15 protein-coding genes are annotated in these 24,460 nt (G+C 52.9%); all 15 read right to left on the reverse strand.

Annotated features, from left to right (window positions below):
• Positions 1-24: 24 nt before the first annotated feature.
• Positions 25-5,019, reverse strand: coding sequence for a CehA/McbA family metallohydrolase (locus tag AC0YOA_RS19795; protein ID WP_475788058.1), 4,995 nt, complete (start codon positions 5,017-5,019; stop codon positions 25-27).
• A gap of 490 nt (positions 5,020-5,509) precedes the next feature.
• Positions 5,510-6,466: an ABC transporter ATP-binding protein gene (locus AC0YOA_RS19800; protein ID WP_475771344.1), complete on the reverse strand. Its 957-nt coding sequence runs from the start codon at positions 6,464-6,466 to the stop codon at positions 5,510-5,512.
• Positions 6,459-7,487: an ABC transporter ATP-binding protein gene (locus AC0YOA_RS19805; protein WP_475788059.1), complete on the reverse strand. Its 1,029-nt coding sequence runs from the start codon at positions 7,485-7,487 to the stop codon at positions 6,459-6,461. Before AC0YOA_RS19805 ends, AC0YOA_RS19800 begins: the two co-directional genes overlap by 8 nt.
• A gap of 13 nt (positions 7,488-7,500) precedes the next feature.
• A complete protein-coding gene (locus AC0YOA_RS19810; RefSeq protein ID WP_210044853.1) occupies positions 7,501-8,415 on the reverse strand; it encodes an ABC transporter permease in 915 nt (304 codons plus the stop codon).
• A 6-nt stretch (positions 8,416-8,421) separates the two neighbouring features.
• Positions 8,422-9,348 (reverse strand): ABC transporter permease, encoded by a 927-nt coding sequence (locus AC0YOA_RS19815; RefSeq protein ID WP_475788060.1) that lies wholly within the window; start codon positions 9,346-9,348, stop codon positions 8,422-8,424.
• A 134-nt stretch (positions 9,349-9,482) separates the two neighbouring features.
• On the reverse strand, positions 9,483-11,192 hold the full coding sequence (locus tag AC0YOA_RS19820) for a peptide ABC transporter substrate-binding protein (protein ID WP_475788061.1): 1,710 nt from the start codon (positions 11,190-11,192) through the stop codon (positions 9,483-9,485).
• A 540-nt stretch (positions 11,193-11,732) separates the two neighbouring features.
• Positions 11,733-12,779, reverse strand: coding sequence for a zinc-dependent alcohol dehydrogenase (locus AC0YOA_RS19825; protein WP_475788062.1), 1,047 nt, complete (start codon positions 12,777-12,779; stop codon positions 11,733-11,735).
• Positions 12,780-13,033: 254 nt separating this feature from the next.
• Positions 13,034-13,921 (reverse strand): carbohydrate ABC transporter permease, encoded by an 888-nt coding sequence (locus tag AC0YOA_RS19830; RefSeq protein WP_475788063.1) that lies wholly within the window; start codon positions 13,919-13,921, stop codon positions 13,034-13,036.
• A gap of 17 nt (positions 13,922-13,938) precedes the next feature.
• Positions 13,939-14,838 (reverse strand): ABC transporter permease, encoded by a 900-nt coding sequence (locus tag AC0YOA_RS19835; RefSeq protein ID WP_210044848.1) that lies wholly within the window; start codon positions 14,836-14,838, stop codon positions 13,939-13,941.
• Positions 14,839-14,933: 95 nt separating this feature from the next.
• Entirely contained in the window at positions 14,934-16,694 is a 1,761-nt protein-coding gene (locus AC0YOA_RS19840; protein ID WP_475788064.1) for a type 2 periplasmic-binding domain-containing protein, read from the reverse strand.
• A gap of 178 nt (positions 16,695-16,872) precedes the next feature.
• The gene (locus AC0YOA_RS19845) at positions 16,873-18,306 is read right to left on the reverse strand and encodes a helix-turn-helix domain-containing protein (protein WP_475788065.1); all 1,434 of its coding nucleotides are present in this window, start codon (positions 18,304-18,306) and stop codon (positions 16,873-16,875) included.
• Complete coding sequence (locus AC0YOA_RS19850) at positions 18,303-20,060, reverse strand: sensor histidine kinase (protein WP_475788066.1); 1,758 nt, start codon at positions 20,058-20,060, stop codon at positions 18,303-18,305. The genes AC0YOA_RS19845 and AC0YOA_RS19850 overlap by 4 nt, the downstream gene beginning before the upstream one ends.
• A 308-nt stretch (positions 20,061-20,368) precedes the next feature.
• Positions 20,369-21,319, reverse strand: a complete 951-nt coding sequence (gene corA / locus AC0YOA_RS19855) for a magnesium/cobalt transporter CorA (protein ID WP_475788067.1) — start codon at positions 21,317-21,319, stop codon at positions 20,369-20,371.
• A gap of 76 nt (positions 21,320-21,395) precedes the next feature.
• Positions 21,396-23,720 (reverse strand): histidine kinase, encoded by a 2,325-nt coding sequence (locus tag AC0YOA_RS19860; RefSeq protein ID WP_475788068.1) that lies wholly within the window; start codon positions 23,718-23,720, stop codon positions 21,396-21,398.
• A gap of 120 nt (positions 23,721-23,840) precedes the next feature.
• Complete coding sequence (gene kdpC, locus AC0YOA_RS19865; protein WP_475788069.1) at positions 23,841-24,455, reverse strand: potassium-transporting ATPase subunit KdpC; 615 nt, start codon at positions 24,453-24,455, stop codon at positions 23,841-23,843.
• Positions 24,456-24,460: the final 5 nt, after the last annotated feature.

Raw genomic sequence — 24,460 nt, forward strand, 5'->3', positions numbered from 1 at the left:
ATTCCCGAACTGATGCAGCATTGTTTATTTCATCAGATGCATGGCTGTCAAAATAACTTTAATCGCTTCAGCGCGTGTAGTGCCGGCTTTCGGAGCGAATTCCCCATTGCCGCGGCCCTGGATAATACCGAGCTGCTTCAACTGCTCCGCCATGCCTTGTGCCCATACCGGGATATCAGGCGCATCGCCGAATGTCGATTTCAATCCGGCATTGTCAGGAAGGCCCAGCGCTCTGGCCAGCAGAACGGCCATTTCCGAACGGCTCACGATCTGACCCGGACGGAAGGTGTTGTCGTCATAGCCTTTGATAATGCCGGCTTTGATTGCCTTCTTGATCGCATCGGCGGACCAGGCAGGAATGCTGCCTTGATCTGCAAAGCTTAATGCTGCGTCGGAATCGTTGTATCCCATCGCTTTGGTGAGAATAACCAGGAACTCGGCCCGATTGATCGTCTCATTAGGTTTGAACGTGCCATCCGGGTATCCGCTAATCAGACCGCTGTCAACGGCTTCCTGGATATAGCTTTTTGCCCAGTTATTCGACACGTCAGTAAACAGCTGATCGACAGGCTTCGTTGGCTGCTGATTCTCTCCTCCGCCTGACGCCGGAGCTTCAGGAGCTTCCGGCTCCTCAACTGGCGGCTTCTCTGCAGGCGGCGCAGGCGGCGCAGCCGGAGGGTACGAAGGATTATCAGATCCGTCCGCCGGAGGTGTGTTGTCATCGTCATCTGGATGACCCGGTCCCGGCAGCTTAATGGATATCGATACGATACCCGGATTTGAATTTCCTTTGCCGTCGTTCACCATATACATAAATGTATCCTCGCCGGGCTGCTCATCATTCGGCGTATACGTTACGCTGCCGGTATGACTATCCTTGAACACGGCTTTCCCCCTCGTACCGTTCTGCACAATGGTATACGTAAGCGGATCGCCGTCTGAATCCGTTCCTTTCAGACTGACATCGATCGCGATGCCGATTGTCGTGTTGAAGGAGAGATTCTCGGCCTTCGGCAGATGATTGCCTGGTGTAATATGGACAGTGATAGTAGCCGTATTCGAATCGACAGAGCCATCATTTACTTTAAAGCTGAACGTATCGGTTCCCGTCGCCGCGCCAATGTTCGGCGTATAGCTGAAGCCGCCGTATACCGCGTCTATGACGGTTGCCGTGCCCATAGTACCATTAGCCACGATTGAATAGGTCAGTTTATCGTTATCCGGATCCGTTGCCTTCAGCTTCTCCAGCAAAGATCCGCCCTGCGCAACGCTCCAGGTTCCACCTTCGGCAACCGGTGCCTGGTTGGATGCCGGAACTTCCTTGATGTTGACGGTAACAGCTGTCTCCTGGGAGTCCGCTTCGCCATCACTTGCTATAAAGGTGAACGTATCCGTTCCCGTGACACCCGGGTTCGGTGTGTAAGTAAATCCGCCGTATACCGCATCCGTTACGGCTGCCTGACCAAGCGTCCCTTGCTTCACGATTCGGAAAGCAAGCGGATCGCGGTCCTCATCCGAAGCGACCATTACGCCGTTGATCGGCGTGCCGGCAGCCGTATTGTATTCGGATGTCGAGGCGGCAGGCGCTTTGTTCGGCACAACGGTGACGGTTGTGATGATTTCAAGATTCCCGATTGAAACGGTAATATCCGCTTTGCCCGTCTTCAATCCCGTCATATGGCCGTAGCTGTCGATTGAGACAACCGAGGAGTCGCTGCTGATGAAGGCAAGCTTCCCGGTCTCCGAAAGCTCCAGCTTGCTGGCGTCGAGGTAAGTGCCGGTAACGGACAGCACATCCGATTTGTTTACCCGCAGCGTCATATTCTCATCATCAAAGCTCATGCTTTGCGGAACGCTGATTCCGTCTGTGATCCAGATCGGGTTGGAGAAAGCGAATTTTCCGTTGGCTCCCTCCAGCTCCATCCTGTAGAAATCACCAGGCAATGCATTATCCTGCAGGTTCTGATTAAAGGTTGTTCCCGTTAGACCGGTCCACTCTTTCAGAAGGACTCCGTTCTTGATTACGCGGGCGGTCGTCAGTCCTCCAGGCGCAGAACCGTTCAATACGATGTTTGCCTGTCCGCCTTGTCGGTCCACTGCAACATCGGAGCCAATCATTTTTCCGTTAATGTTGAGCTCCAGGTCGATATCGCCGTTCGTACCGTATAGCATACCGCCACGGATGGCTTGGTAAATCTCTTCCTTGGACAGGTTGTCCATATAGGCTTTAATGTGCGGATCGCCTACTTTGCCCGGGTTATGGGCATCGGAGTTGGCAAGACCGATAATATGCCGGCCCGCTTTGTTCAACTCATCCCATTTGGCGAACGCCTGGGCGTTAACCGTATGCTTGGGCGGGTAGAAGCCGTTCCACACTTCGATCCCGTTATAATTCTTGACGCTCCAGTCCTCCCACTCCAGGCCGGGATAATACGGATGGGCGATAAAATGCATCCCCTGCCCATCATTGTTCGCCCGGGTCTCGTTGATGTAATCCTGGGTCGGCTGCGCCCAATTGATCAGACTTGAAATATCGTAGGCCAGCGAGTGGCCGGTGCCGGTTGTGACTTCCTCGCCCAGCAGCTCCACGAAATCGGCGCGGTTCTCTTTGGCCACGTCATCTTTTTGCTTGATTGAGTTGTGGTCGGTTGCCGTAAGGAAATCCAGTCCCTTGTTGCGTGCAACCGTAGCGTTGTCGTTAATCGAACCGCTGCCGTCGCTGTAACGGCTGTGCGTATGGTTGTCGCCGGCATACCAGCCCGGTCCGTTCACGAAAATTTGCTTGTTCTTGGTGATATAAGGATTGCCGGATTTCTTGATTTCAAGCTGGATATCTCCGTGACCCCCGCCTGCCGCCGCAGCATTCCATGTGACGGTTGTAGAACTGTGAGCAGCAAGTTCCGGAATGTCTTTCGCTGCCATATCGCTTGAGGTTACATTGGCCGGCAGGTTGAGATTGGCCTGCAGCCCGGACACGATATCGTCCGAATCATTCTTGACCGTAAGCGATACCTGGAACGGCTCATTGACGGACAAAGTCTCCTTGTCTACGGCCAGTTCCATGCTGATACCGGTTTGGTGGCTGATGATCTCGTCATAAACGTTGTTGATCGCTTGGCTTTTGTCAGTCAAGCCTTCTGTGCTGGCCGCCACAAGATGGCGTGTAAGCCGGTATTCGCCGCCGGCAGGGATCGTAATCTGCTTCTCGCTAAGCACATTTGTATTATTGCCGTTAAGCGTGAAGCCGCTGGCAAAATCACCTTCGTAGATAATGCCGTATGCCTGCTGCGAGCTGCCGTATTGAGAGAACCACGGCGCGTTCGGCGTATACGTTGCCACATCGGGAATCGTTCCAACACCCGGCACGAAGGAGGTTTGTCCCTCCCCGTCATGGTCCATCACGTCACCGGCATAGGCAACGACATCGCTTGCCGTCGTGTTCTTGAACACCGTTTCCGTGTCGATCCACGTCTGATTGGCTTGCAGGGAATAAGTCGTCTCCACATTTACGCCGGGCACCTCTGAGTAGGTCCCGGTTACTTTGACGGTTGCCTGCTTGGCTGTGTTCTCCGTGACATCCACACTGGAGTTGCTAACCGTTAATACTTTCCATGGTTCTTTAGCAGGAAGAGGTGCACGTCTCAGGTATGGAAGGTTGATCCAGTCCAGATCATCATCCAGCCCTTGAACGGCGAAGTCGATCGGCCGTCCTACCGAATTCGTCAGTTGGGAATCGACGTAGGTCTTGGCGATTGTCATGGCGAGTTTGGAGTTTTGGATGACGACATCATCCACCGTTCCCTCGGCAAGCGTACCGGGGAGCCGGACGCCAGTTCCCGCCGAGACCGAAATCGGATTCATATCAAAGTCGATCGGGTAGACGATCGTTGAATCCGTTGTAATCTCTACAGAGTTTGAATCCATCTCGTAGCCGGGTCTGGAGGCTGTCAGCGTGTAGGTATTTGCCGGCAGATACAGCTCGTACTTGCCTTCGGCATCCGTTACAGCCGTGCCCGCGACCTCGGAATTGATGTTCTTGGCAACGAGAGTGACACCCGGAATGCCGGTGTCCGTAGTCGGGTCCGTCATCTGCCCGGTTACTTTGCTGTAATCGGGGACCTCAGGGTCCATTACGGACAGCTGCTTCGCATAAGTCGAGAAATTATCATATGGATTGCCGCGCTCCGACGGAATTTCCGTGACATGATACCAGGAAATTTGTTTGCTCTCTCCGGCTTTTACGCTGGCGTCAAACCAGGCGCCGAAATAGAGATCGCTGCCGTATATCCCGGTCGGCTGATCATCGAGCCAGGCGATGGAGTGAGCCGGTTCACCTGACGAACCCGAGGTGCCGTCATAGAGATAGTTCTCCGACCAGCCTGACGTTCTGAGACCGGGCAGCCAGCCAATACCAGGCGCATAAGACGATTGAGCGCCCGGAACATCGGGATCCATGGAATACAGGAAATAACCGGCGAAGTCGCTTGTATCCTGATTATTCAACGTCAGGGTCATCTTCATGACCGGCTGGTCCGGCAGCATTTGGTAGGTAACGGAGCCTTTGATCTTGGCATTCTGATCCCACTGGCCAGAGGCAACGATCTTATCGTTGTCCACGACTTGAATATTATCAAGGGACAGTTGAACACCCTTCTGGTTGTAGTCGCCGTTCATGGTAGGGCTCAGAACAAGCTCCGACCAATCCAGCGTTTCCTTCATATTCGCTTTCGGGTCTTTGGAGACGAAATCAACAGGCCAGCCCTTTTTGAAGCTGCCCTGCTTGTTATTTGCTCCGACTTTGTTCGAAATGATCGCGATAGCCTCGTCATTCTGCAGATAATAGTATGTATCGCCTTCCGCTACGTCTTTGCCGGTATTCGCAGTTCCATCATAAGTGAAGCCCGGATCCTCGGTCGATTGACCCGCTTGCGCATCCAGGGATGCGTAAGACTTCCCGATTGGCAGCATGCTGAACGCAATCGTCCCCATAATAGTAATATTAATCCATTTTTTCCACATGAAATTGTTTAGCTTCCTTTCGGTTTTTATAATGGTGACAGGTTTGACGCAAATACTTTCTAGTGATTTCCAACAATCCCCTCTACTTTGCCGGTAAATTTTTGCACAGCGCTAATAATAAGTCTGGACTGTTACCGTTGTGTTCTCAAAATAATAATAAATTATTAAGAATTTATATATGATCTGAAGATTTCGAAAATTTCATATAAAATAGACCATCAACCTGACGGCTAATGATCCTGCAAAATCTGTTTCACATGTCATAAAAGTAAAATATATACAGTTTTAAATTCATATTCTTGCTGCTTATTCAAGAATCAGGCTTCCCGGTGCTCCTTAACGGCTGCAAGCCGAGCCGGCCAAAAGCAAAAAACCACATGGAGCATCGGCTCGCATGTGGTTCACTTATTTAATTTATTATCATGCCGATCCAATAAATCAACGGAACAGCTGCGGCTGGCACGGATAAATGAATAGCTGCACCGCCATATTAATACAGATGACAAGCCGCAAAATGACCCGGCTCGATCTCTTTGAAGGCCGGCATCGAAGCCGCGCATTCCGGCATCGCTTTTGGACAGCGGGTGCGGAATGGGCAGCCGCTAGGCGGATTGACCGGGCTTGGAATTTCTCCCTGCAAAATAACCCGCTCCCGCGATTTCTGGATTTCCGGATCGGGAATCGGAATCGCCGAGAGCAGCGATTGCGTGTAAGGATGCAGAGGCTTCGCGTTCAGCGTACTGGCCGCCGCCACTTCAACAAGCTTACCCAGATACATGACTCCAATCCGGTCGGAAATATGCTTGATCATCGCCAGGTCATGGGCAATGAACAGATAGGTCAACCCATGCTCGCGCTGCAGATTCTTGAACAAATTCACGACCTGCGCCTGAACGGACACATCAAGCGCCGAGATCGGTTCATCGGCGATAATGAACTGCGGTTCGATCGCAAGTGCCCGCGCGATGCCTATCCGCTGGCGCTGGCCGCCTGAGAATTCATGGGGAAAACGCCCCGCATGCTCTTCGTTCAGACCGACGGCGTGGAGCAGCTGATGCACGCGCTCTGTCCGCTTTTTACCCGTGTAGAGTTTATGAATGTCGATTCCCTCGGCGATAATTTTGCCTACAGTCATCCGCGGATTAAGCGAAGCGTACGGGTCCTGGAACACCATCTGCATCTCGCGGTTGAATTTCAGGCGATCGTCGCCCTTCAGTTTCCCGACATCCTTGCCGTTGAAAATAACCTGCCCCTCCGAAGCCTCGTAAAGCCGGATAATCGTGCGGCCAGCCGTTGACTTGCCGCAGCCGGATTCCCCTACCAGACCGAATGTTTCCCCGCGATTGATCGAAAAATTCAAACCGTCGACCGCTTTCAGCGTCCGGTTGTCTTTCAGCTGAAAATGCTTCCGCAAGTTTTTCACTTCCAGAATAGGCGCTTCAGGCATATACTTTACCTCCTGTCTCCTTCGACTGCTCCACCTTCGGCGCGTCGGGATGATTCAGCCAGCAGGCAGCGCTGTGCGTATCGGATATTTTGAAATGATCGGGATCCGTCTCCCTGCATATCCGCATGGCATGCGGGCAGCGGGCCGCGAAAGCACAGCCCTTCGGCGGAGCGTACAGATCGGGCGGTGTACCGGGTATGGATGACAGCTCGGTATTGCCGTCGCTGTCCAGACGGGGTACGGAGCTGAGCAAGCCCCATGTGTAAGGGTGCCGCGAACGATAGAAGATATCGTTCAATTCGCCCTGTTCCACCACCTTGCCCGCATACATAACGATGACCCGCTGCGCCATTTCGGCAACCACGCCAAGATCATGGGTAATCAGAATAATCGCCGTGTCCGTCTTTTTCTGAATATCCCGCAGCAGATCCATAATCTGCGCCTGGATCGTCACGTCAAGAGCTGTTGTCGGTTCATCCGCAATCAGCAGCTTCGGATTGCAGGCCAGCGAAATTGCAATCATCACCCGCTGGCGCATCCCGCCTGACAGCTCATGCGGATACTGGTTAATCCGCTCCTCCGGATTGGACATGCCGACCAATTTCAGCAGTTCAACCGCGCGAAGCAGCGCCACGGATTTGCTGGCGCCTTCATGCTTGCGGATCCCTTCGGCAATTTGCGCGCCGACCGTCATCGTCGGATTGAGGGAAGTCATCGGGTCCTGGAAGATCATCCCCATTTCCTCTCCGCGCACTTTTTTCATTTGTTTCTCGGACAGCTTGGTAATATCCGTTTTGCCATTGAACATAATCGAGCCTGCTTTGATATAGCTCGGCGGAGACGGCGTAAGGCGCATAAGGGTCTGGGCCGTCACTGACTTGCCGCAGCCGGATTCACCGACGATTGCGAGCACTTCGCCTTTATTTAACTTAAAGGAGACGCCGCGAACCGCCTGGACTTCGCCGGAGAACATTTTGAACGAAACTTGCAGGTTGTTGACTTCCAGTAAAGGTGCGCTCATTCGACTCTCCTCCTTATTTTCTCATTTTCGGGTCGAGAGCGTCGCGCAGACCGTCTCCCAACAGGTTGAAGCTGAGCAATATCAAACTGAAGATAACAGTCGGGAACAGCAGACGGTGCGGATGATATCTCATTACTCCGGCGCCATCGCTAAGCAGATTCCCCAGTGAAGCCAGAGGCGGCCGTATGCCAAGTCCGATAAAGCTGAGGAATGCTTCGGCAAAAATAGCCGTCGGGACAACAAACGTAATTTGAACGACAATCACGCCAAGGGCGTTCGGAATCAAATGCTTCAGAATAATACGAAACGGTTTTGCACCCAAGGTGCGTGCCGCCAGGACGAACTCCTGCTCTTTGAGCACGAGCAGCTGCCCGCGGACCAGCCGCGCCATCGATACCCAACCGGTAATGACATAGGCAAAAATAATCGATTTCATCCCCGGACCCAAAACCATCAAGAGAAGAATGGCCATCAGCAGGTAAGGAATAGAGTATACCACTTCGATAAAACGCTGCATAATCGTATCGACTTTGCCGCCAAAATAAGCGGAAATTCCGCCGTAAAGAACTCCGATCACCAGATCGAGCAGCGCTGCTGTTATCCCGATCGTCAAGGAAATGCGCGCTCCCCACCATACGCGGGTCCAGAGATCCCGCCCAAAATCGTCGGTGCCAAAATAATGGTCGGCTGATGGACGCAGATTGACGGCTGACGGATTCTGCGTCTCGTAATCATAACCGCTGACAAGCGGAACAATAATAGCAAAAGCGGCGATGATCACAAGGACTACCAGTCCGGCCATAGCCAATTTATTTTTCTTCAGCCGCCTCCACGCATCCTGCCAATAATTCAGGGAAGGACGCAGAATCGCTTCTTTGCTGCTAGTCTGCGGAGCCGGTTGAAATTGATCTTTAACGATGACTTCCATCCCTTATCACCCTTTCCCTAACCGAATACGCGGATCGACGAAGCCATATGCAATATCAGTAATAAACATAGCCACAACAAGAATAGCCGCATAGAATATGGTCAATCCTGTAATCATCGTGTAATCGTTCGTCAGGATGGCGCTCACAAATTGATAGCCTATCCCCGGAACGGAAAATATCTTCTCCACGACCAGTGTCCCGGTTAATACATTGACGGTTATCGGTCCCAGAATGGTGATAACCGGTAATATCGCATTACGGATCATATGCGTCCCCACTACGGAAACCGTCGGTATTCCTTTTGCCTTCGCTGTCTTGATATAATCCTGGCTGGCGACTTCGAGCATGGAAGCCCTCATCATCCGCGCCAGTATGGCAATCGTTCCGAGCGACAGGGCCAGAGCCGGTAAAATCCGGTGCTCCGGAGTCGTCCACAAACCAGGCGGAAGCCATTGCAATTTAACTCCTACGAAGTAGGAGAGCAGCGGTCCAATAACAAATGATGGAATGGACACCCCGATGATGGCGATGAACATTGCGGTGTAATCGCCGAGCTTGTTATGTCTGAGCGCGGCAATAATCCCGAGCAGCAGACCGACAATAACAGCAAATATCAGAGATTCCAGACCAAGCTCAAAAGAGGCCGGATAAGCTGATTTGATTACGCTCACAACCGAGCGTGTAGGGAATTGATAGGAAATCCCCAGATCACCTTGTACCACTTGTCCTATATATTTCAAATATTGCTGCCATATCGGTTTATCCAAACCGTATTGTTCAATCAAAATTTGCAAGTTTTCCGGAGTAAGCTTCGCCGTAGCCTCGCCAAAGGGATTACCCGGCAGCAGCTTCATCAGGAAAAAAGTGATGGTGACAATAACCCACAGCGTCACAATCATATAAAAGAATCTGCGCAGCACATACTTAAGCATGATGGCCTCCCTCCCGCATTTGAAAGTTTGCAAGCAACATGAAGGAAGCCGTTCAAGTCGTTAACCGTGAACGGCTCCCCATGTTATGAAGTATGATGTTTGTTTCCTGGATGCATTAAATAACTTCTGCTTGTTTAACCTTCAAAATGGGCCCATTTCAATTCGAAATCCGGACCGTAAGGAGGCAGAATCAGATCTTTCAATTTTGGATTGATGACAAACGGCGATGAACGGAAGTAAAGCGGCATGACGGCTGCTTCGCTCATCAGAATTTTCTCTGCCTGCACCATTTCATCAGCACGCTTGGCCAGATCGGTTTGGATCTGAGCGTCTTTGATCAGCTTGTCGTAATCGGCATTCGACCAGTCCTGTGTATTGAGCGAACCGCCGGTCAGGAACATATCAAGCCATGTCATCGGGTCGTTATAGTCAGCACCCCATAATGTGGAGACGATAGTATAGTTCTTGCTCAATTCGCGATCCAGACGATTCGCATGCGGCAGCGGTTCAGCCACTACATCGACGCCAAGATTCGTTTTCCATTGTTGAACAATGTACTCAAGAAGCTTCTTGCCGGTTTCTGTATCGTCACCGATAATGGACAGCTTCGGAAGCGTCGTGCCGGATTCAGCCAAACCTTCTTGAAGCAGGGTTTTTGCCTTGGCCGCATCGAACGCATCGCGCGTGTCGCCGACAACAGTACGGAATTCTTTACCGTTGCCATCCTGGTTTCCTGCAGGCACAAAGCCGGTTGCCGGTACGGAACCATTGATCAGTACAAGATCCGTTACGCCTTTAAGATCGACAGCCATACTGAACGCTTGACGGACTTTAAGATTGGCAAAAGCAGGAACTTTGGTTTGTTGAAAATTGAGGTAGCCGGTAACAAGCTCTTTCTTCATTTGCAGATCCGGTTTACCGTCATAGGCTTTCATTTGGTCGCCTTTAACATCCGCGTAGTCAGTCTCGCCGGTTTCGTACAAATTCAGACCGGTATTCGTATCCTTCACGATGTTCAGGGTAACTTTGTCGAGTTTGACATTAGCGGCATCCCAATACTTGTCGTTCTTTTCGAGAACCAGCGATTGCTCGTGATTCCATGAAGTCAGCTTGAACGGACCTGCGCCAAGGACTTTATCGGCATCTGCGCCGCTCTTGTCTCCTTGAGCTTCTACAAACTTCTCATTCTGCGGGTAGAAGTTCAGAAATGCAAGCTGGGCCGTGAAGAACGGAATCGGGTGATCCAGCGTTATAACGAGAGTGGTGTCATCCTTCGCTTGGACCCCGAGCTTTTGTTTATTGGCTTCAATATCTTCCGGAGTTTTCGAATTCAGCACATCGTTGCCGCCTTTGATCCATGCGAGCATGAAGGCATAAGTCGCTTTGGTGTTCGGGTCAAGCGTTCTGCGGTAAGAATATACGAAGTCATTCGCGGTCAGCGGGCTTCCGTCTGCCCAGACAAGGCCGGAACGCAGCTTAATGGTATATGTCAATCCGTCAGCCGAGATTTCCGGCATCGATTCTGCCAGTGCCGGCTGCGGCTGCATGTCTTTATCCAGACGGTACAAACCTTCGCTGATGGCTCCAAGGATCGTGAACGTAGCGGCAGCTTCCGCTATCGAAACGTCCAGTGCGGGAGGATCGGCCCGGTAGTTCATGACCAGATCTTTTTTACCTGTACTGCTGTCACTAGGACTATTGGCATTGGTGTTCGTAGTAGTGCCGGGATCGGATGCCGCGTTGCCTCCATTGCCCCCGTTGTTACTATTGTTGCCGCATGCTGCCAAAATGGTACCGAGTAGAACTAATGTAATCATTCCTGACAAAAAACCTTTCACCTTCATAAATAAAACCTCCCCATTGATGATTTGTTAAGGATTAACCGCGGTAATTTCCATTTATTTTGGAGAACCTCATCCCAACGTCAGTATTATAACCTATCATTTTGACGATATCTATCATTATTTTTGATTATTAGGCGCAGCTATCCCATTCACCAAAAATTGTAAGCGTTTTACGATAAGGATATTATAAAAGAATTTGTAGCATTTGCACAGTAAATGTTCTCGTTTTTAATACCGTCTATTTATAACATACATATTACATAATTGAGTTATTTGGATGTTATATATTAGTCTCCTATATCTATTTATATGGAAATTAAGGCATTGGGAAAGCGCTATCAGCAATTAAAACTTACCACCAACACAAAAAAAGGAACCAGATTTTTATGATCCCTTTTTACCATTACAATTTTCACAATCCCATAAATGGCAATATTTTGTTTATTTTTTTCGACACTTCACGTTTTTGCGGTTGTTATTATTTCGAAACAACGGGAAATATAACCTATATTGAAGTCTGCGTGAGCCTCAAATTGCCGCCTATTCCTCGAAACTCAGCACGACTTGAAGATTTTTCTCCGTCTGCCTGTCCAGCATGGCATAAGCGTCCGAAGCTTCGCTGAATGGCATGATCCGGGTAATGAGCGCCTCCAGCTCCAGATCGCCTTGACCGGCCAGCCGGAAAATAGTCTGCTCCATCCGAGTGCGGTTCCAGCGGTTGCCAAGCTCGGGAGCTACCGCATTAATTTGCGAGCACACGATCTGGATGCGGTTGTGATGGAACTCCTCACCGAGGTACAACCCTTCCGCCTGCCCCTGATAGAAGCCCGCCGCCACAACGCGTCCGTTATACACAGCAGAACGGACAGCTTGGTGCAGCGCATGCGGGGAGCCGGAGATTTCAATCACAACATCCGCGCCGCGGCCCCCTGTGAGCGCTCTGATTTCCTTTGCAGCATCGCAGGTACCGCTGTTGATGGTATAGTCGGCGCCCAGATCTTTTGATTTGGCCAGACGGTAATCGTCCAGGTCGACCGCGATAACTGCTGCACCGTTTCTTTTGGCCAACTGGGCGGCCAATTGTCCGGGAACGCCCTGGCCGAACACCGCCACCGTCTCGCCGACATGCAGATGGGCGTCCAGTACGGCATTCAATGCAATGCAGCCCATCTGCGAAAATATGCCAATGATCGGCTTAAGACCCGGAGCAAGGCGATGCCCGCGGGCAAACGCCTCCGTGACGACATGCGAGCTGCGGTGTCCCCATGTCCCGTAAACGAGATCGCCGGCCCGTACCTCCTGTACATCGGGCGACGCTTCGACCACCTCGCCGATTTCCTCGTAAGCCCATCCGCCGACAACAGGATAGAACGTGCTGCCCGGCTGCCTTTTCTCGAACAGCTGCAGCTCCCTGTTCCATATGCCGCCGACCATCGGATTCGTCCCCCGATAGGCGGTCAGCTGCGTGCCTGCGCTGATCCCCGAATAAAGCGTCTGCAGTCTGAGCTCTCCCGGCCCAAGCGGCCTCTCCTCATACTCCTCGATCCGTACGGAGCGTTCCCGGTCGAACACCAGTACCTTTCCCACTGCTGCAGCCTCCTTCGCTGATTGATGGCGCAAAACTAACGGCCCAGTTTCATCTTTATGAAGAATTGGAGATTTTTGTGTGGGAAAGCTGTTGCCTTGTCATCTTTTTTTGCAAAGCAGGCCATACTGCCGACTCGTCATGGAAGAAATAATGACAAAACCCGAAATATATTCGAATTTCTAAATTTGAGCTTTGTATAACAAACGAGCAGTTCGGATTCAAAGATTGCTTGTCAAAAACTATACAATCCGCGCTATTCCTTCACCGAGCCCAATGTGATCCCATGAATAAAGAACCGCTGCAGAAAGGGATATATAAACAGAATCGGCAGCATCGTCAGCGAGATCTTCGCTGCATTCAGCGTCTGGTTCGAGACCTCCGAGAGCACTCCGCCCTCTCCAATATCCTGCGGTCTTGTCGGATCAATCGTGATGACGATCTGCTGCAGATAGGTCTGCAGCGGCATCAGATGGGGATCGTTGATGAAGACGATCGCCTGAAAATACTCGTTCCAGGTGTTGACGATCGTGAACAGCGATATCGTTGCCAGCACCGGCAGCGACAAGGGAAAATAAATATGCGTCAGCTTCACCCAAGGGCCCGCACCGTCGATATTCGAGCAGTCGTCGAGCTCCCTGGGCAGATTCCTCCAGAAGTTGAACACCAGGAGAATGTTGCCGAAGTTAAACAGGTATGGCAGGATCAAAATCCAGAAATTATCGAGCAGACCAAGGTTCTTGGCGTTCATATACCCCGGAATAATGCCTCCGTTAAAGCTGCTGACAATGAGCAAAATCCACAGATATATATTCCGCATGCGAAAATCTCTCGTCTCCCGGGAGAACGGAAAGGCGGCCAGATACGTCACCACCGTTCCCAGGATAAGCGTCAATGCAATCCGCTCCAGCGACACCCACAGCGAGATGAAGAACTGCTTGTCATCCAGCACTCTGGCATACGCATTGAACGACAGCCCTTTGGGCAGCACGGTAATCGTACCGCTCCCGGCTACCGCCGGATTGCTGAAGGACACGGCGACGGTATGCAGAATCGGGAACAGCGTGATAAGCGAGATCAGGACAAGGATCGTGATGTTGAACCCGTCAAACAGCCGTGAACCGAGCGTTTTGGAATGAATCATGCGCTGTCCTCCTTGGGCTAAAAGATCCGGTAATTGGCGAACCGGTAGGCGAGCGTATACGTCAGGGCGATCAGGGAAAGCCCCATCAGGCTGTTGACCAGGCCAACCGCCGTGCCGATCTCGTACTGCGCACCAACCAGGCCGTTGCGGAATACCCAGGTTTCAATCACGTCGGCGGTATCGTATACGATGACATTGTACAGGTTGTAAATTTGATCGAAACCGGCATACAGGATGCCGTTCAAGCTTAATGTCGCCAGCAAGGCGATGATGATGGCGATTCCCGGGATGGAGATATGCCAAATCTTCTGAAAACGGCCGGCGCCGTCCATTTCCGCAGCCTCGTACAAGGCCGGGTTGATGCTCGTTAAAGCGGCCAAATAAATGATTGTGGAGAAGCCCAGCTCCTTCCACATATTGGACAGGATAATGATCGGACGGAACCAGAAGTTGCTGCCCAGGTACATGATGGGCTCGATATGAAACACCGTCTCCAGCATATAGTTGATGATGCCGTGCGTGGAGAAAATATCGCGGAAGATGCCCGCAAGAATGACCCAGGACAGGAAATGAGGCAGATAGGTGATCGTCTGCACGGAACGCTTGAACCATTTCACCCGCAGCTCGTTCAGCATAAGCGCCAGCATAATGGGCAGCACCAGCAGCGTGACCAGCTTGCCGACCGAGATCAGCAGCGTGTTTCGGAGCACACGCCAGATTTCCGGATTTTGCACCAGAAACTTGTAATGCTCCAGTCCCGCCCATGGCGAGCCCAGCACGCCCTTGGTCGGGATGAAGTGCTTGAATGCCAGCACGATGCCATAGATAGGCAGCACGTTGAACAGGATGAATACCGCAAATACCGGAAGCAGCATGATGTGATAATGGAACTGATCATTCTTGAAGAGTTTGGTCATTCTTTTCACGCTCCGCCTGCGGCGAATCGGGCTCCGACGGCGCCAAGCCAGCCTCCCAGCCTGGCACCCCCAAAATCCGGATCGCCCTATATTCGTTAGCTGCCGCTTTCCTGGGCAGCCGATTCATTCACCTCTTGGGTAATCTGGTCGCCGCCCTGCGATTTCCACTCCTTGACGAAGGTATCGAAGTAGGCGATGGGCTCTTTATTCATGATGATCTTCGTATACGCGGTGAGCTGCTTGTCGATCAGCGAGCCCATCTTGGCATCGTAGGTCGGCGTCGTGCCGCTGAAGCCGTTCCATTGGATATCCAGGTCCGAGTGCGCGATAGCCGACAGCGCTGACATCCAGTTGATATAGTCCTTGTATTTGCCGGGGTCCTTCCGCGGGTTATCGTGATTGGGCTTGAGCGAATTTTCAAAAATTTGCCGCTCTCCCACCGATAAGTCATCCACGGTCGCTTTCCCGGCGAAAATATCCTCGAACAGCTTTACGCTTCGCAGCGTCGTATCAAGATAGGAGATTCCGAAGTTCGGAATGATCGTCGGCGCATCGACCTTATCGGTACCGAACTGCGTGTTAAGCTCATTGCGCCGGTCGGTCGTCTCCGGATATTTCGAGTGGCTGAGGGCTGTCGAGAAATTCAGGATTTTGACAGCCGCCTCCGGATTCTTGAAGCCTTTCTTGACGACCAGAAACTGGTCGGTCGGGAAATTCATGACGGCGTGGATTTTATTGTCGGTCGTAAGCGTATAGGCTTTCCAGTCGGCTTTGGGGTCGTTGTCGATGTTGAAGGTGAGCGGGAAGCTGCCGTTCCACCAGGACCCCAGCTGCATGCCCGACCTGCCCGATGTAATGAATTCGGCGGCTTTGTTGCCGTCGCTCAGCGCGAATTCAGGATCGATCATCCCTTCCTTGTACATATCGGCCAATACCTGCAGCGCCTGCTTGTTCTGCTCTTGAATGCCGCCCCATATGAGCTGTCCGCTGCTGTCCTTCACCCAGCTCTTGGGATAGGCGCTGTACGCGTTGAATATAGGGATGGCCACTGTGAAGCCCGGGTCCATGAACTGATTCTGCATGGAAAGCCCGATCGTATCGGCTTTGCCGTTGCCGTCGGGATCCTTCTCCTTGAACGCCCTGGCGACCGTGACCAGGTCATCAATGGTCCGGGGCGCCTGCAGGCTCAGCTTATCCAGCCAGTCCTGGCGGACCCACAGGATCTGGACGTTGGCATAGGTATCGCCCTGCGAGGGCAGGCCGTACATTTTGCCATCGAAGGTGGCGTAATCCAGCGCTCTGTTGTCAAAGGTCTGATAGTAGTCCTTCACTTCGTCAGACGCGTATTGGCTGTACACCGCTGTCAAATCCTCGACCATGTCCGCATCCACCAGCTTCTTGAGCATGCTGCGGGCGGACTGCTTGTTGTCGGTGGACCGCAGAAGGAAGATATCGGGGAGATCATTGCTCGCGAACATCAGATTATATTTCTGGTTATACTGATCGCCTGCGGGCGCGCTCCACTTGACGACCGGCTTGATGTTCAGCTTCTCCAGCCAAAAATCGCTGTTCCAGTTCGTCTCATAAGAGCTGCCGGGGATAAAGGACTTCTCGGTCTCCGGGTTGCGGTCGTAGATGACGCTGATTTCAAGCGTTTCCGGGTATTTGCCGAACGGATCGGCCTTCTCCTCCGGCGCGGACGCCGGATCGGCGGTTGCCGCCGCCGGGCTGCTGTTGTCCGGCTCCGGCGTGCTGCTGCTGTTGTTTCCGCCGCTTGCGCTGTTTGAATTGGAGCATGCGGACAGGATGAATACGGCGGACATCATGACCGCAAGACCCATGCGAAGCTTTTTCATGCCTACCCCTTCTTTCACCAAATATTGACGATCGCTTCAGAAAGTAAGACCCGACTCTTTCGGCCACAGTTTTATCGTCCATAGAAAGTGTACAATGGAAACGCTCTCAACAATCAGGGAAGACCGTTTTCAGGTATAGCGAAAACCGTTGCGAGCTGATGACTGCACCAGACGATTTTCACACCGGCTCCGAACAGGATTCTACGGCCGCATTTCGAAGAGCGAGGCAGCGGAACCGGTATTCCGATGGCAGAAGACCGGCATGCTCCCTGAAAACCCGGCTGAAGTACCTCTCATCCTGGAAACCCGATTGCTCCGCGATCCAATAGATCGGATGCTCCGTGGTGGCAAGCATTCTCTGCGCCGTGCATATACTGAGCGCCTTCACATACTCGTTAAACGACATGCCGAAGATATCCTTGAATACCTGGCTGAAATAGCTTCGGCTTAAGCCCACAAGCCGGGCGACCTCGCCTTGGGACAGCCCCTCCTTCAAATGCAGACGGATCATCTCCAGCGACTTCAGCGCGCTCGTATATACCTCTTTGGAATAACGCAGCGCATGATACCGCCTCTGCAGACACTCCCGGGCGAGCCGCAGCTCCCGGGTCCACCGGTCCCAGGAAAAGGCTGCGGGCTCGTATGCCGGCAATCCATTCGTCTGCAAGGCTCTGTGCGCGGGCATGCCCGCAGCCTTCAGGCTGTCGCTCAGCCGCCAGCCGAGCAAGGAGGCATCCGTCATGGCAGTCAGCTCCCCGACAGGCGGCTCGCACTGCGCAACAAGCTCCAGCCATTCTCCAAAGAGCTCCTCCCCGAAAATCCACCCGCAGCTGTGCCAGCTTTTTCGGATCTCGGCCATAACGGCGACTGCCGGCTGCCTGCCGGAATGCAGGCGCTTTAATTCCACAAGCGATACGGTAATGGTTCCGGCGTCCGGCGTCCACCGGTACGGGAACGAATGCCGCCTGTAGCCGCTCAGCAATTCATCGACAATCCGGCTGTCTTCATTCCAATGGTCGGTTACATGCACGGCAGCCCAGCCTGCCGCCGCCGCTTCCGCGGTTATTTTCCCGAGCAATAAATCGCCCGTCTCAGGCATGAACCAGGTGTCCGCTTCGAGCCTGGTCAAGCCGGGTCCGCTCTCCAGCCGCAGACGCTCAGGCAAGTTCAGAGCCGTCTCCGCTATCCGGATCAGGAGCAGGCCGGGGGCAGGATGACGCGGCTCCTGCTTGCGCTCGGACATTCGTTCATTGATGCGGTAGAGCGACTGTTCAAGCTCCGCCGTATCCAGGCGCGTCTTCACAATATAATCCAGCGCCCCCAGCCGGAGCGCTTCCTGGACGAATTCAAAATCGCGGTGGCAGGTCAATACGACGGAGGATAGCGACGGATAGAGCAGCTTGGCTTCATGCAGCAGCTCCAGACCTGATTTGACGGGCATCGTCAGATCGGTAATGAGCAGATCCACCTCATGATCGCGCAGGAACTCAAGCGCCGATTCCCCATTGTCCGCCTCCCCGATAATCTGTATGCCGAATTTCTCCCATGGCAGCGAGTATACAAAGCCCTGGCGGACAAAATACTCATCTTCGACAAAAAGCGTCCTGATCATTCGTTATCCCCTCCGATTTCCAGCGGCAGCCGAATGGTCATCGTTGTCCCGGAGCCCGCTTCGCTGACGACCTCCAGTCGATATGGCTCGCCATAATAGGTGTGAATCGTATTCTGGACGAATTGCAGGCCGATGCCCAGGCCCACTTTTCGGGTCACATCGTCCGGCTTGCCGAACAGCTGATTCAGCTGTTCGGGAGACATCCCTTCGCCGTTGTCCCGGATCTGCACGCAGAAGATGCCGCTGCCTTCGCGTCTGATCCGCACCACAACGAAGCCGTCCTTGTTGCGGAATCCGTGATAAAGCGAGTTCTCAACCAGGGGCTGGAGCAGAAAGCGGGGGAACGGAAGCTCCAGCACATCGTCGTCAACCTCGTATTCCACGCAAAATGAATGCTGATAGCGGATTTGCTGCAGACGGACATAATCGCCCAGCGCCTTGAGCTCCTGCCGGATGGTGACGATCTTCCCTTCCTTGCCCAGATTGTAATCCAGCACTTCAATGAAATAGGAGACCAGCTCGAAAATGTCGCGCTGATTGTTCATTTTGGCCATCCACTGTACGGTGTTAAGCGTGTTATGTATAAAATGCGGATTGATCTGGTACATCAGCTTCTCAACCTCCAGCTTCCGCTTGTTGCGCTCTCTCTCCCCGATCTCTGTCAACAGATTGACAATTTCGCTTTTCATATAGCCGAAAGTGCCAAGCAGCTCGTCGAATTCCAAAACTCCCGTATAGCGGACCGGCTCATTGAAACGGGTTGCCGCCGTATGCTGCAAATACCGGTTGAGCCGGATAAGCGGACGGTAGATGGTCCGCCAGATGAGCCATGCGAGAAATAGACTGGCGCCGATGGATAGTATGCCGACCGCCACAAACCGGATGATCCATTCGTTCGTCTCACGGAAGAACTCGTTCTTCGCGACCGCTGTAATGAGCGTCCAGCCATGCGCGCCCTGCGAGGTGAACAGCACATAATCACCCTGCTTGTAATACGAACGGCCGTCGACCTTGCGGGGCTGGACCGATGCCAGCAGCGGAAACGCCTTCTCCTCCTCGCTGTAAACAGTCTTCCCGTCCCGGTTGAGCAGGATATGCTTGATCGGCAGTCCGTATGGCAGGCTGCTCAACCGGTCCTGAAATACCTTGAAATTGGTCTCGATATAGACGGCAATCCGCTTCTCCCCGGCACTGCCGCCTCCGACCGTCCGCAGCACGGAGAGCACCCGGTTGTCGCTGTACGGATACAGCGTGCGGTGCGGCCCCAGAAATTCAAGTCCTGCATAGGGCGTTGCGATATGGGGAAACTGCCGGATATGCAGGTCAGGGTTTACATTCATATTGGAAAAAAGAAAGATATCGTCGTCCGGGAGGAAATACGTCATCAGTCCGAGATCGGGATTGGTATAATTGACGATCGTGGTGAATTTATATACATCCTTCTCGATCGCTCCCCGTTCAAGAGGATCCGACTGGCTGATAAATGCGTTGTAATGGTTCCGGATATCCCCGAACAGCGCCAGCTGCTGCGAGGCATAGTCGAGATTGTTCAGGGTAATGTCGAGGTTTTGCTTCTCCTGCTCCAGATTGCTCTGCACGCCCTTCTCCAGCTTGTTGGCCAGAAGGTTGTATATTGTATAATAGGAAATGCCGCCGATGAGCGAAACGGGGATAAAAGAAGCGAGCAGCAAAACAATAATCAATCGGGATTTGAGAGAATGCGGGAGCGGTATTCCGGTGCGGATTGGGTTCATGGGTAAGCTCCTCCTTTTGAATGCGGAAGAACGAAGCAGCAAAACTAAACCAATTGTAACACAGGAGAGGATTATTCAGGGATAAAAATGAAAACGCTTTTAAACGCCCCTGCGGGCATTGGATCAAGCCATTGCAGAAGCCTCCATCAGCCCTTTTTGACATTCCTTGTCTTCTGTCGGCTATCCTGTATCACGGCCTCGCTGCAAGAGCTCCGAAGGAGCTGCAGCAGCTCTTGCGGCCGTTCCGTCATGCAGCAAGGGCTGCCAATCGCTGGCAGCCCTTGTCGGATTTCTGTCAAATAAAAGCGCTAATCAAACCATTTCTTAAACCGGAACCACAGATACATACCAACGCCAATGCCGAGCATAATAAGAAGAACCATATAATAGCCCCAATGCCAGGCAAGCTCGGGCATTCTCTGAAAATTCATCCCATAAACCCCCGCAATAAAGGTCAAAGGCATGAATATCGTCGTAATGACCGTTAAAGTTTTCATAATGGTATTCATACGGTAAGAATTTATCGAAACATAGCTGTCCCGTATATCAGCCGTCAGTTCCCGATTGGCTTCAATCGTTTCAGAGAGCTTGAGAAGATGATCGTAGATGTCAGTGAAATAGACGATCCGCTCCTTCAGGCCTTCGATTCTTTCCGAATTGATGACCCGGTAGAGCAGCTCTGTCATCGGAACGATCGTTTTTCGAATTTTCAGAAGCTTGGATCTGATTTCGAAAATTTCGTTCATTAGCATATGAAGGGGAACATTCTTCCCTCTTATTTCAATCTCGTTCAGTTGATCTTCGATCCGGTAAAGACTCGGGAAATATTCGTCAACCAGTTTGTCTATGATGAAATAGGCCAGGTACACATTGCCTTTCTCACGAAGCCTCTGATGTTCAGCCATCCGCTGCCACACCTCGTCCATTTCCTTCAACGGCCTGGAATGAAAGGTCACGATGAAATTGCTGCCCCAGAACATATCGATCTCTTCCGCGGCCAGCGTGTCCGGATTCATGGCATGCAGCACAAAAAAATGAATGTCATCGTAATGATCCAGCTTAGGCCGCTGCAGCCAGTGATGGCAATCCTCAATAGCCAGCGGATGAAAATGAAAGTGCTGCTGCAGGAGCTGCGCTTCTTCCTCTGATGGCGCATTGAAATCCACCCAGTACCATCGTATATCGGCATGATTCAGATCATCTAATGATGGTTGATGGAGAAGCTCATGTTCGTCGTTAACAGCCATTATCCTGATCACAGTGCATCTCCCCCTTAGCCAGCAAAAAACAAAAATCCCATCCGGATTAAGGAGGGATTTCTGCTGTTCAATACGTTCACTCCTTAATCGACGGATCAAAATCCGCTACGATCAGCATATCCATATGGCGGGCGGTACGGAGCAGATAATGAACTACCGTTTCCTTAAACAGCGTGTACCAGAGCGGCCTGCGGGATTGCCCGATGATCAGCTGCGTGGCGTGCACTTCATTCATTCTTTGCAGCAAGGCCCTGCGTATGCTCTTGCGGCTGTCCGCCTCGGCTACCTGCATGTTCCCTCCCAGCCGCTCGCATAGTTGGCGCAGCGTATCGAGCCGCTTCTGCTCCTCTTCTGTCTTCACCGCGCCATGATGCACATAATGCACATGCCATTCCGCCTTCAGCCGGTGGGCAATCCGGAATCCGCGCCGGATCAGACGCTCGGAGCGGCTGCCCGTGTCCACGCAGACGAAGATCACCTCGCGTCTGCGCCAATGCCCCCGCAGCGAGGTATTGCGGTCCCACGCCTCCAGCCGCTCGTCCACATCATCGGCGATTTCACGCAGAGCGAGCTCGCGCAGGGCGATCAGATTGCCGATTTTAAAAAACGATCCTAGCGCCTGATCCACCTTCTCCAGCGCATAGATTTTCCCGTCCCGCATGCGGCTCTGCAGCATCTGCGGCGTGACGTCGATGAGCTCGACCTCGTCCGCCATCTTCAGAATGGCGTCCGGCACAGTCTCCCTGACACGCACGCCGGTCAGCTGCAGAACGGCATCGTTCAAGCTTTCCAGATGCTGAACATTCACAGTGGAAATAACGGAAATCCCGCTTTCCAGCAGCCGGATGACATCCTCGTATCTTTTCTTGAAGGGACTGCCGGGCACATTCGTATGCGCCAGCTCGTCGACCAGCACCACTTCTGGACAAAGCGAGATGATCGTCTCCGTGTCCATCTCCTCCAGCTGCGCTGCCTGATAGCTGGTCTTCGCGCGGGGAATAACCGGCAGCCTGCCCACCTGGTCAGCCGTATCCTTGCGTCCGTGGGTCTCAAGCAGGCCGATGACGGCATCGATGCCCTTGCTGCGGAGAATATTGCCCTCCTGCAGCATTTTATAGGTCTTGCCGACACCCGGGGCAGCCCCGATGTACACTTTAAAGGTTCCGCGCCGAATCGTCTCGATTTTCTCCTCGATTTCCCTCGAGCTGAGCCGGCGGAACGAGTCCTCTCCTCCAGCCGGATTGGGCTTGACGGGCAGAATGCGCTCACCCTCATGCTCTGCCCGGTCCGCCATGAGAAATACATCGATGTTCCTCGTCCGTCTCAGCACTCTGTTTACAATCGAGCCCTGCCACCGTTCCTGCCAGCGGTTCTTCTTGGAATGGCCCATGACGATCCGGGTCACATTGTGCTGTGTGGCGTAACGCACAAGCACGGTCGGAAGCTTGCGCAGATGCGGCAGGGGCAGCTCCTCGAATTTGGCCCCGACCTTCTCCACCAGCTTCTGGATCGAAAGCTTGAACGCCTGCTGGTTGCGGCTTAGCTTCTGCCGGGGCAGAACAAACGTGACCACAACCAGGTCACCGTTCAACCGCTTGGCTACCTGCTGTCCCCTGCGTACGTATAGCGACCCGTTCCAGTGATATTGAGCGGAGACAAGAATCCGTTCCGCCGCGCCGGAGGGGCCGATGAGCCCCTGCTCCTCCCGGTGCTTCTCCAGCGAATCGTTGACGCCTTCGGCCATCAGCCGGAGCGAAATCTCGCGGAGCACGCCGAGATTGCCGCGGCGGGACAAGGCGGGATGCGTACTGTCTCCCAATACCCCCTCGTCAATCCGCTTCAGTATCGTCTCCGGCGAAACATCGATCAGCCGGACTTCGTCCGCCAATTCAAGGGTATTCGAGGGCACAGTATCTTCGGCCTTGATGCCTGTCATCTTGAAGACAAATTCGTCTTCTCCGGCAAGCTCATAGACATTAATCGTGGTAATAATGCTGATCCCGTGGTCCATCAGAAATTGAATATCCTCGAGCCGGGTCTTGAAGCGGGCGTCTTCACGGTTGCGGTGGGCAAGACCGTCGACGAGCAGAACCTCCGGATTCCGGGCAAGCAAGACATCCAGCGGCAGGTCCTTCTGCTCCTTGCCAGCCCGCTGCCAATGAATGCTTGGCACGCGTTCCAGCTCCAGCGCCTGCTGGACGGTTTCCGACCGCTGCATCGTCGATACCGCACAAATGACCACATCGATCCCCTGCTGCTTCAGAAGCTTGCCTTCCCGAAGCATATGATAGGTTTTGCCGGATCCGCTGACCGCGCCGATAATGATCTTCAAGCGTCCCCGGTGCAGCCTGGAGATAGAATGCAGGATTTCTTCCGGTGTCTTGCGTCTGAACTGAGTCACGTTCTCTCCCCCTCCCGCAGCCAATCATCGATTTGCTTATATGCCTATTATGCCGTTGATTCTGCCGAAAAAGAAACCGCCCCGTCCGCGGAATGCCGTGCGGACAGGGTACGGTTACTCTTATTTCTTCAGCTCCGACAAAGCCAGATTGAGCTTCAGCACGTTGATCCGCTTGTCGCCGAATACGCCCAAGTCCCGGTTTTGCGTATGCTCATCTACCAATGCCTCCAGTTCCTGAGCGGAAATGCCGGTCAGCTTGCTGATTCTGGGAATCTGCACCAGGGCCGATTGCGGGGTAATATCCGGGTCGAGACCCGATCCCGAATTGGTCACCAGGGCAAGCGGCAGCTGCGCAAGCGGCACGTCAGGATTATCTTTTTGCCACTGCTCGATCGAAGCCTTCGTCCGCGCCAGCAGATCCGGATTGGATGGCGCATAGTTGTTGGTGCCGGAAGCCTCCGCTTTATATTCGATGCTGGATACGCGTCCCTGAAAATAGCTCGGATCCGTAAAGTTCTGCCCGATCAATTCGGAGCCGATTACATTACCGCCTTTATCCTTCAGCAGACTCCCGTTCGCCTGGGAGGGAAACAGCAGCTGCGCAAGTCCCGTGCTGACAAGCGGATAAGCGATTCCGCACAGTACGATGAACAGCACGCCGGCCCGCAGGGCAATCCCGAAAACCGATCCTCCAGACTGCTTCTCATTCCCGCTATCCGTAAGTGGTGTACTCATGGTAC

This window comes from Paenibacillus sp. JT22N12, from assembly GCF_056269365.1.